7 protein-coding genes and 1 pseudogene are annotated in these 8,914 nt (G+C 44.1%); 1 reads left to right on the forward strand and 7 read right to left on the reverse strand.

Going from position 1 to position 8,914, the window contains the following annotated elements; genetic code table 11:
* Nucleotides 1-107: 107 nt before the first annotated feature.
* From A3763_RS04435 to A3763_RS04450, 4 genes are all read right to left on the reverse strand, one after another.
* Nucleotides 108-665: a cytochrome b gene (locus A3763_RS04435; RefSeq protein ID WP_068759914.1), complete on the reverse strand. Its 558-nt coding sequence runs from the start codon at nucleotides 663-665 to the stop codon at nucleotides 108-110.
* 174 nt (nucleotides 666-839) lie between these two features.
* On the reverse strand, nucleotides 840-1,643 hold the full coding sequence (locus A3763_RS04440; RefSeq protein ID WP_197470107.1) for an aspartyl/asparaginyl beta-hydroxylase domain-containing protein: 804 nt from the start codon (nucleotides 1,641-1,643) through the stop codon (nucleotides 840-842).
* 252 nt (nucleotides 1,644-1,895) lie between these two features.
* Nucleotides 1,896-2,492, reverse strand: coding sequence for a single-stranded DNA-binding protein (ssb, locus tag A3763_RS04445; protein ID WP_068759915.1), 597 nt, complete (start codon nucleotides 2,490-2,492; stop codon nucleotides 1,896-1,898).
* Nucleotides 2,493-2,541: 49 nt separating this feature from the next.
* Nucleotides 2,542-3,918, reverse strand: coding sequence for an MFS transporter (locus tag A3763_RS04450; protein ID WP_231872100.1), 1,377 nt, complete (start codon nucleotides 3,916-3,918; stop codon nucleotides 2,542-2,544).
* Nucleotides 3,919-4,084: 166 nt separating this feature from the next.
* Between A3763_RS04450 and uvrA the strand changes: the two genes are divergently transcribed.
* Nucleotides 4,085-6,919, forward strand: a complete 2,835-nt coding sequence (gene uvrA / locus A3763_RS04455) for an excinuclease ABC subunit UvrA (protein WP_068554546.1) — start codon at nucleotides 4,085-4,087, stop codon at nucleotides 6,917-6,919.
* Between the two features lie 289 nt (nucleotides 6,920-7,208).
* On the opposite strand, the gene rplQ is transcribed toward uvrA, so the two are convergent.
* From rplQ to rpsD, 3 genes and pseudogenes are all read right to left on the reverse strand, one after another.
* On the reverse strand, nucleotides 7,209-7,598 hold the full coding sequence (rplQ, locus tag A3763_RS04460) for a 50S ribosomal protein L17 (RefSeq protein ID WP_068511128.1): 390 nt from the start codon (nucleotides 7,596-7,598) through the stop codon (nucleotides 7,209-7,211).
* A gap of 35 nt (nucleotides 7,599-7,633) precedes the next feature.
* Complete coding sequence (rpoA, locus tag A3763_RS04465) at nucleotides 7,634-8,638, reverse strand: DNA-directed RNA polymerase subunit alpha (RefSeq protein WP_068554544.1); 1,005 nt, start codon at nucleotides 8,636-8,638, stop codon at nucleotides 7,634-7,636.
* Nucleotides 8,639-8,673: 35 nt separating this feature from the next.
* Nucleotides 8,674-8,914: pseudogene (rpsD, locus tag A3763_RS04470) on the reverse strand (30S ribosomal protein S4); the annotation flags it as partial.

Below are 8,914 nucleotides of genomic sequence, written 5' to 3' on the forward strand. Positions count from 1 at the left end.
GCATAATCAGCGGCATTCGCAACACCTACTGGGCCAAGAGTACCAAGCGCCAATAGACCAGATAAAATTAACTTCTTCATATTATTCTCCTAAGTTGGATTTGAGACTTATTTCCACGACCGTAACATTTTGACCAAGGTTGTATCTTTATCAATAAAATGGTGTTTTAAGGNACCTGCCACATGAAGTATTACCAAAACAATCAAAGTCCAGGCGAGATAAAAATGAATTTCGCCTGCTATATCTTCCTGGTTCTCGATCAAAGAAGGTAGTGCTGGCACATCAAACAACTCGAACACGCCTACACCTCGACCGTCAGCAGTAGAAATAAGATAACCACTACTCATTATCAGAAACATAAGAATATATAACATTAGATGCACTAGGTGCGCCACCTTGTGCTCGAACGCCTCACCTTTACGCCCACTTACCTCGGGTTGTGGAACAATGTTAATAGTGCGCCAAATGACTCGAAATATGAGCGCCAAGAGCAGACATACACCAATACTTTTATGCAGATCCAAAGAGCCCTTATACCAGGAATCATAATAGCTGAGCTCAACCATGTATAAACCCAAGCCAAAGAGGAAGAATATACTAACAGCCATGAGCCAATGAATTATAATAGCCACCAAACCGTAAGAACTTACTGTATTCCGGATCATCACACATTCCTGCTAAACAGAAGAAACAATGATGTCACTATAGATCAAGGACACTTGTGCGGAAATATAAAATATGCAGAAGCGTTGTGCATAATTGCACACAGAGTAAATTGGGGTGCGCGCTCTTATTCTAGAAACAAGAGAGTTTTATATCATAGCGAGTATGGAAACTAGTTATGAGAAGATAATAAACGGCGTAGCGATAATTAATAGCAGAATTAACAGCAACAGCGAGTTAAAAACAAACTGAAGCCTTTTATAAAGCGGGCGATTCCGCTTTTTAAAGGCCTTCGACCATTCAAGAAAAGGTGTAACAGTGCTGAATAGGCGGTTAAAAAAACCTTGGCGATCTATCGATGTATTAGGCACTAAAGTTGCGCGTGCCAAGAGCTTGTATACCCAGTTAATCCCTCGACCAAATATATTCATTGGACGCTCAACATCAAACATTAGAATCAGTCGATAGTCTTCGGTATTGTTGTTCACATAGTGAATATAAGTTTCATCAAAACAAAATGCCTCACCATCCCTCCAAGAATAGCTTTTGCCATCAATATTGATAAAACAGGCATCTGAGTTAGGTGTAGATAGCCCAAGCTGATACCGGTATGAGCAGGCAATGGGATCGCAGTGGCGAGTCAACTCTGAGCCTGGAGGCAACAAAGTAAACATTGCACCGTTTACTGAAGGAATGTTTTTTAGCAGCTCAACTGTATTAGGGCATAGCTTCTTTGCAGATTCATGCGTGTAACCATACCAGTTGACATAGAATTTACTCCAACCATGCTTATAGAAGGTTCTAAAGCCAACATCATAGTACGATGCAGAGCCTTCTTTGGTTGTCTTCTCAAAGTAACCCTGCTCTCTAAGACTCTCCGCCTCTTCACGCACGAGTTCCCACTTGTCAGTAAGGGACTGAAGCTCAGCAAAATCATCAATATTAACAATCGGTTTACGATAATTTCGCTTGGTCGACACATACAGAAAACAATTGAGAGGAGCAAAAATTGGCCAAGCTTTCCGGAGATATTCGCGAAGATTCTTATAGCGCACCTCTCCTCGATAGTTATACACATATACACAGCTGACTGTACTCAGTGCCACAACGAGAAGAATTACTAACAGAGCAAGGCTCATCGGTACCGACCTTATCTACATATAAGCCTGAAAGATAACACCTCAAGGGGCTCTTTGTAGAATTTAAATCTACAAAACTAAATATACTGTGAATTAGAACGGAATATCATCATCAAAATCATCACTAGGAGGCGCCATTGCTGGAGCGCTTTGCGGAGCGGTTTGAGGCGCTGCCTGAGTATAAGCCTGGCCGCCCTGTTGTGGCGCGCGCTGATAGCCTTGTTGAACCGGCGCCGCCTGCTGTGGCTGCGCATAGCCCTGCGGTGCAGCCTGTGCTTGTGGTGCTGCTTGAGGAGCAGGCTGTGTCTGATACCCGCCTTGCGTGGCTGCTTGCGGCTGATCAAATCCACCCTGCTTACTATCTAGCATCTGCAGTTCGTTCGCAACAATCTCGGTGGTATAGCGGTCTTGTCCGCTTTGATCTTGCCACTTTCTGGTCTGCAACTTACCTTCGATATAGACTTTAGAGCCTTTACGCAGATAATCTTTTGCAATTTCAGCTAAACGATTAAACATAACAACACGATGCCACTCCGTTTTTGGCACCATCTGTCCACTGTTTTTATCTTTATAACTTTCATCCGTAGCAATATTCAGGTTTGTGACCGCTGAACCTTGCGCCGTCATGCGCGCATCAGGATCTTGCCCTAAATTACCGATCAAAATTACTTTGTTTATACCTCTTGCCATTACCTTTCCCCGAATTATTTTTTGCTCTAATCTAATTATTGTCTCATGCTTAACGATAGCATTCCATAACCGAATCCAGCTCCTGCTGATTTAGTTTACCTTTGATTACTTTGAGATAAGCCACCTTATCTTCAGGCACCAAAACAACCTCTTCAACACCTCCCACTGAGCTAAGCCTATCGGTTATTTCCTGAGCCTGAGAGTCTGCCAAAGCTGAGAAACTTAAGGTCATACCTGTTTCAGAGCTTGGGTTAGCCATGCCGCGAGCAAATAGAAACCAGCCAAGACAAACAATACTTACCAGCAGATAAACGCCTGACTCATCATAGCTACTTAGAACCCAACCACCTAACACCCCCCCAACAAAGGCACCAAAGAACTGGCAAGTTGAATAAACCCCCATCGCCGTTCCTTTGCTTCCAGCCGGACAAATCTTACTGACCAAAGAAGGCAAACTCGCTTCGAGCAAGTTAAAAGCCATAAAGTAAAAAAACAAGCTAAGCCAGAAATATAAAAACTGGTTCTGAGTCAAACTAAAACTCAGTGACGAAGCCAGAAGAAGCAGAATTGCGAATAAAAAAACCGGCTTCATTTTCTGCTTCTTTTCACCAATGATAATAAAAGGAACCATTGCGAAAAATGATGTCACCATCACTGTTAGATAGACCAGCCAATGATCCTCGCCCGGCATATTAATTTTGTTAAGCAATGACATGGGGACAGCTATAAACAAAGCTGTCAGGCAAAGGTGAAGTGCAAAAATGCCGATATCAAGGCGAACTAGCTCTTTATGTTTTAAGACGTCCATTAACTGGCTCTTGAACAAACGGGTATTCCTGTCGGATGCACTCTGAACAGGATTCGGCACAAAGAAGTACAGCCAGAACATTCCGAACAGTGCCAACACAGCAGTAAACCAGAAAATCCCCTGAAGCCCAAGAACACTTCCCACTAAAGGCCCTATAACCAAGGCAACAGAAAAAGATACACCAATAGACATACCAATAATTGCCATCGATTTGGTGCGGCTCTCTTCACTCGTTAAATCACTTAGCAAAGCCATCAAGACACTGGCAATTGCCCCTGCCCCCTGAAGGAATCGGCCAAATATCACACCGTAAATTGTCGTTGAAAGTGCCGCGACCAAACTGCCAATGAGAAATAGGAGCAGCCCGAAGAAAATCAGTTTTTTGCGACCAAATCGGTCAGACAGTGCACCAAAGGGAACTTGGAACAGCGCCTGGCTCAAACCATAAGCACCAATAGCAACACCAATTAGAATTTCACTCGACCCGGCTAGCTCCTGCCCATATAAAACAAAAACCGGCAAAACCATAAACAAGCCAAGCATACGCGAAGCATATAAAAGAGCTAAAGAAATTACCGAGCGCTTTTCACTAGCAGTCATTATTTTGTATACATTCATCAAATTATTCGGGCAGCCATTCTATCATTAAGACCCACTGCAAGGAATCGCAATACAGGTCTAATAAGTACTAATGAGCGCTTACACCCCATTAGCGTAATATGTCATACAAGTTAGCGTCTAAATTGCTATAATCGACCGTTTTTAAGCATCGGTTAGTAGATTAATGGATAAGATCCTCGTTCGTGGCGCAAAAACACACAACCTAAAAAATATCGACCTTACAATTCCTCGTGATAAGCTAATCGTAATAACCGGTTTATCTGGCTCCGGTAAATCATCGCTCGCCTTTGACACGCTTTATGCTGAAGGCCAGCGACGTTATGTCGAGTCTCTGTCGACTTACGCTCGTCAATTCCTGTCGATGATGGACAAACCTGAAGTCGACCATATTGAAGGTCTTTCTCCAGCCATATCCATCGAGCAAAAATCCACCTCTCACAATCCACGATCTACTGTCGGTACGATTACTGAGATCTACGATTACCTGAGACTATTATTCGCTCGCGCAGGCGAACCTCGATGCCCAGAGCATGACGCACCACTCAATGCGCAAACTGTTAGCCAGATGGTTGATAAAGTGCTTGAGCTTCCTGAAGAAAGCAGGCTTATGCTGCTCGCCCCAATTGTCCAAAACCGTAAAGGCGAACATCTTCATGTCTTCCAAGATCTCTTGAGCCAGGGATTCATTCGCGCCCGAATTGACGGCATTATTACTGACCTCGATGACACGCCTAAGCTTGAGAAGAATAAAAAGCACACCATTGAGGTGGTCGTTGACCGCTTTAAGGTTCGCAACGATATCCAACAACGTATTGCAGAATCCTTTGAGACATGCCTTGCTCTTACAGATGGCATTGCAGTTGTTGCCCCAATGGGGGAAGACGACAGCCAGGATGAAATCATTTTCTCTTCACGATTTGCCTGCCCACATTGTGGTTATGCGATTAGTGAGCTTGAGCCTCGTATGTTCTCTTTTAACAATCCTGCCGGTGCCTGTAGCTCCTGTGATGGCTTAGGCGTTAATCAGTTTTTTGATCCTGAAAGAATCGTACACAACCCTAGCCTGACACTTGCAGAAGGCGCAATTAGAGGTTGGGATCGACGCACAATCTACTACTTTCAACTCTTAAGTAATGTTGCCGAACACTATAATGTCGACATCTCGCAGACCTATGAAGAGCTGCCTGATAGCTTTAAACAAATCCTATTGTACGGAAGCCAAGAAGAAGAAATATCCTTCACCTATGTCAATAGTCGTGGCGACAGCGTACAGCGCTCACACGTTTTTGAGGGCGTCATCCCTAACATCGAAAGACGCTATCGAGAAACCGAATCAAATATGGTTCGGGAAGATCTTGCCAAGTACCTAAACAACCAACCTTGCCCAAGCTGCCATGGCACCCGCTTAAAGCAAGCATCGCGGCATGTTTACATAGACAAAGACTCACTACCCGACTTAGCCAAGCTCCCCATTGGTACTGCTTTGGATTATTTCGAAAACCTAGAACTTAGCGGTCAACGAGGAGAAATAGCTGACAAGATTCTAAAAGAGATCCGCTTACGATTGGAGTTTCTAGTGAACGTAGGCCTAGATTATCTAAATCTGGAACGTAGTGCCGACACATTATCCGGCGGCGAAGCCCAAAGAATACGGCTAGCAAGCCAGATTGGCGCCGGGCTTGTGGGCGTCATGTATATTCTGGATGAACCATCGATCGGACTTCACCAACGGGACAATGATCGCCTCTTAAAAACACTCACTCATCTCAAAGAGCTAGGTAATACTGTAATCGTTGTTGAACACGACGAAGATGCTATCAGACTTGCCGATCACGTCATTGATATCGGCCCGGGGGCTGGAATACATGGTGGCGAGATCGTCGCCGAAGGTACACCTGATGAAGTTATGTCGAACCCTGCATCCCTAACCGGCCAATATCTGTGTGGCAGCAAACGAATTGAAATCCCGGATGAACGCCATAAACCAAATAAGAACAAACAACTCATTCTGCAAGGCGCCAAGGGAAATAACCTTGAAAACGTTACACTTGAAATTCCAGTTGGCTTATTTACCTGCATTACTGGTGTTTCAGGCTCTGGTAAGTCAACCCTGATCAACTCAACGCTTTACCCCTTAGCGGCGACTGAACTAAATAATGCCACGACCTTAAATGCAGCAGAGCACGAAGCCATTCACGGCATGCACTTTTTCGATAAAGTTATCGATATTAATCAGAGCCCGATCGGACGCACCCCAAGATCAAACCCCGCGACCTATACAGGACTGTTTACACCTATCAGAGAGTTATTTGCTGGCACTCACGAGGCAAGGTCTCGTGGATATAAACCAGGCCGCTTTAGCTTCAATGTTAAGGGTGGCCGCTGTGAGGCCTGTCAGGGTGATGGCGTCACAAAAGTAGAAATGCACTTTCTACCTGATGTCTATGTCCCTTGTGATGTTTGTAAGAGCAAGCGATACAACAGGGAAACACTAGATATCACCTATAAAGGGAAGAATATCCACGAAGTTCTGGACCTTACTATCGAAGATGCGCGTGAATTCTTTGACGCGGTTCCCTTTATTGCCCGAAAGCTTCAGACCTTAATGGATGTTGGCCTGTCGTATATCAGACTTGGTCAAAGTGCGATTACACTATCTGGCGGCGAAGCCCAGCGTGTCAAACTAGCTAAAGAGCTTTCCAAGCGAGATACAGGTAAAACCCTCTACATCCTTGACGAACCAACTACTGGCTTGCACTTCTATGATATCCAGCAATTACTGACTGTTCTTAACAGGCTTAGAGATCACGGCAATACGATTGTCGTAATCGAGCACAATCTAGATGTCATAAAAACTGCTGACTGGATAGTAGACCTAGGACCAGAAGGCGGTTCGAAAGGCGGTCAAATCGTTGCAACAGGAAGTCCTGAGCATGTCTCAGAGGTCGATGGTTCATTTACTGGACAATTCTTAAAGCCAATACTGGCCAGGAAATAAACAAAACAAGGCCTACGGGCCTTTCAGACTGCTGACAAACCTCGGCGTACTTTTTAGGACGCGCTTCTACGTGAATGAAATAGTTTTTTTCACTGTAAACTACTAAAAGATTTAAAAAATCGACCTATTTTGAGGTTGTTTTTTAAACGATTTATGCAAAACAAAACCTCGATATAAAATACCGGGGTTTATCAATACTCTGCAAGGCCTACGGGCCTTTAGCCTTATTTATTCCAGATACAAAAAAACCAGCACTAGGCTGGTTTTTTTACGACGGTGAGTAATAGACCTACTCGTCGTCATCCTCGAAGGCTTCAACCACTGGGCGGTCAACTAGCTCAACGAACGCCATTGGCGCTGCATCACCAGAACGGAAACCACATTTTAGAATGCGGATATAACCACCTGGGCGATCTTGGTAACGAGGACCAAGCTCATTAAACAATTTCGCTACAACAGCATTGTCACGAGTACGAGCAAAAGCCAAACGGCGATTTGCAACTGTATCGTTCTTCGCTAACGTAATCAAAGGCTCAGCTACACGACGTAGCTCTTTAGCTTTTGGCAAAGTTGTTTTGATTAACTCATGCTCAACAAGAGAAGCTGCCATATTTTTGAACATGGCTTTTCTGTGCGAGCTATTTCTATTAAGTTTACGACCACTTTTACGATGACGCATTTTATAATTCCTTACCTATTCAAACCGAGGATGACTTAGCCACCCAGTACTCGGTCATCACCTTTCAAACTAGCTGGAGGCCAGTTTTCAAGACGCATACCTAATGAAAGACCACGAGATGCTAGCACATCCTTAATTTCTGTAAGAGACTTCTTACCCAAATTAGGCGTTTTTAGCAGTTCAACCTCAGTACGTTGAATTAGGTCACCAATGTAGTAAATATTCTCTGCTTTCAAACAATTCGCAGAACGAACGGTTAGCTCTAGATCATCTACTGGACGAAGCAGGATTGGATCGACTTCTTCCTCTTCCTCTTCTTGAACTACTTCTTTTTCGTTATCGAAATCAACGAATACAGCAAGTTGTTGCTGAAGAATTGTAGCTGCACGGCGGATTGAATCCTCAGGATCAATAGTACCGTTAGTTTCAAGATCAATTACAAGCTTATCGAGGTCAGTACGTTGCTCAACTCGCGCATTCTCAACAGAGTATGCAACTCGCGAAACCGGACTATATGACGCATCCAACTGCAAACGACCGATTGCGCGTGTTTCATCATCATTATTACCACGCTGGTCAGCTGGCTCATAGCCACGACCGCGACCAACACGTAGCGTCATAGTGATATCACCATTGTCGCTAAGGTTGCAAATAACATGATCCGGATTCATGATTTCAACGTCATGATCCAACTGAATGTCACTAGCCAAGACTGGGCCTGGCCCCTTCTTAGTAAGCGTCAAACTAGCTTCATCGCGTGAGTGCATGTTTATAGCCAAACCTTTAAGGTTCAAAAGGATCTCAATAACATCCTCTTGAACACCTTCGATTGCGCTGTACTCATGCAATACACCTTCGATTTCTGCTTCTACAACTGCACAACCCGGCATTGATGACAAAAGAATTCTTCTTAATGCGCTACCAAGCGTATGGCCGAAACCTCGCTCTAATGGCTCTAGAATAACTTTTGCATGTGTTGCGCTTAAACCTTGAACTTCAATGTTTCGTGGATTCAAGAATTCATTAACTGAACGCTGCATATATGCCCCTATACCTTATGTTGTATCCGATGAGATTACTTAGAGTAAAGCTCAACAATTAGATTCTCGTTGATGTCCGAAGGTAGCTCTGAACGCTCAGGAACAGCTTTAAAAGTTCCTGTGAGTTTATTGGTATCTACGTCGATCCACTCAACTGCCCCGCGATTAGCTGCTAACTCAACAGCGTTTTTAACACGCAATTGGTTCTTAGCTTTTTCGCGAACAGCAACAACATCACCAGCTTTAACTTGGTAAGATGCGATATTCACTACCTGA

Source organism: Oleiphilus sp. HI0128, assembly GCF_001635365.1.

Coding starts and splice junctions, on each gene's coding strand:
- ssb (WP_068759915.1), bottom strand. CDS start 2,492: ATGGCAAGAGGTATAAACAAAGTAATTTTGATCGGTAATTTAGGGCAA.
- A3763_RS04450 (WP_231872100.1), bottom strand. CDS start 3,918: ATGAATGTATACAAAATAATGACTGCTAGTGAAAAGCGCTCGGTAATT.
- uvrA (WP_068554546.1), top strand. CDS start 4,085: ATGGATAAGATCCTCGTTCGTGGCGCAAAAACACACAACCTAAAAAAT.
- rplQ (WP_068511128.1), bottom strand. CDS start 7,598: ATGCGTCATCGTAAAAGTGGTCGTAAACTTAATAGAAATAGCTCGCAC.
- rpoA (WP_068554544.1), bottom strand. CDS start 8,638: ATGCAGCGTTCAGTTAATGAATTCTTGAATCCACGAAACATTGAAGTT.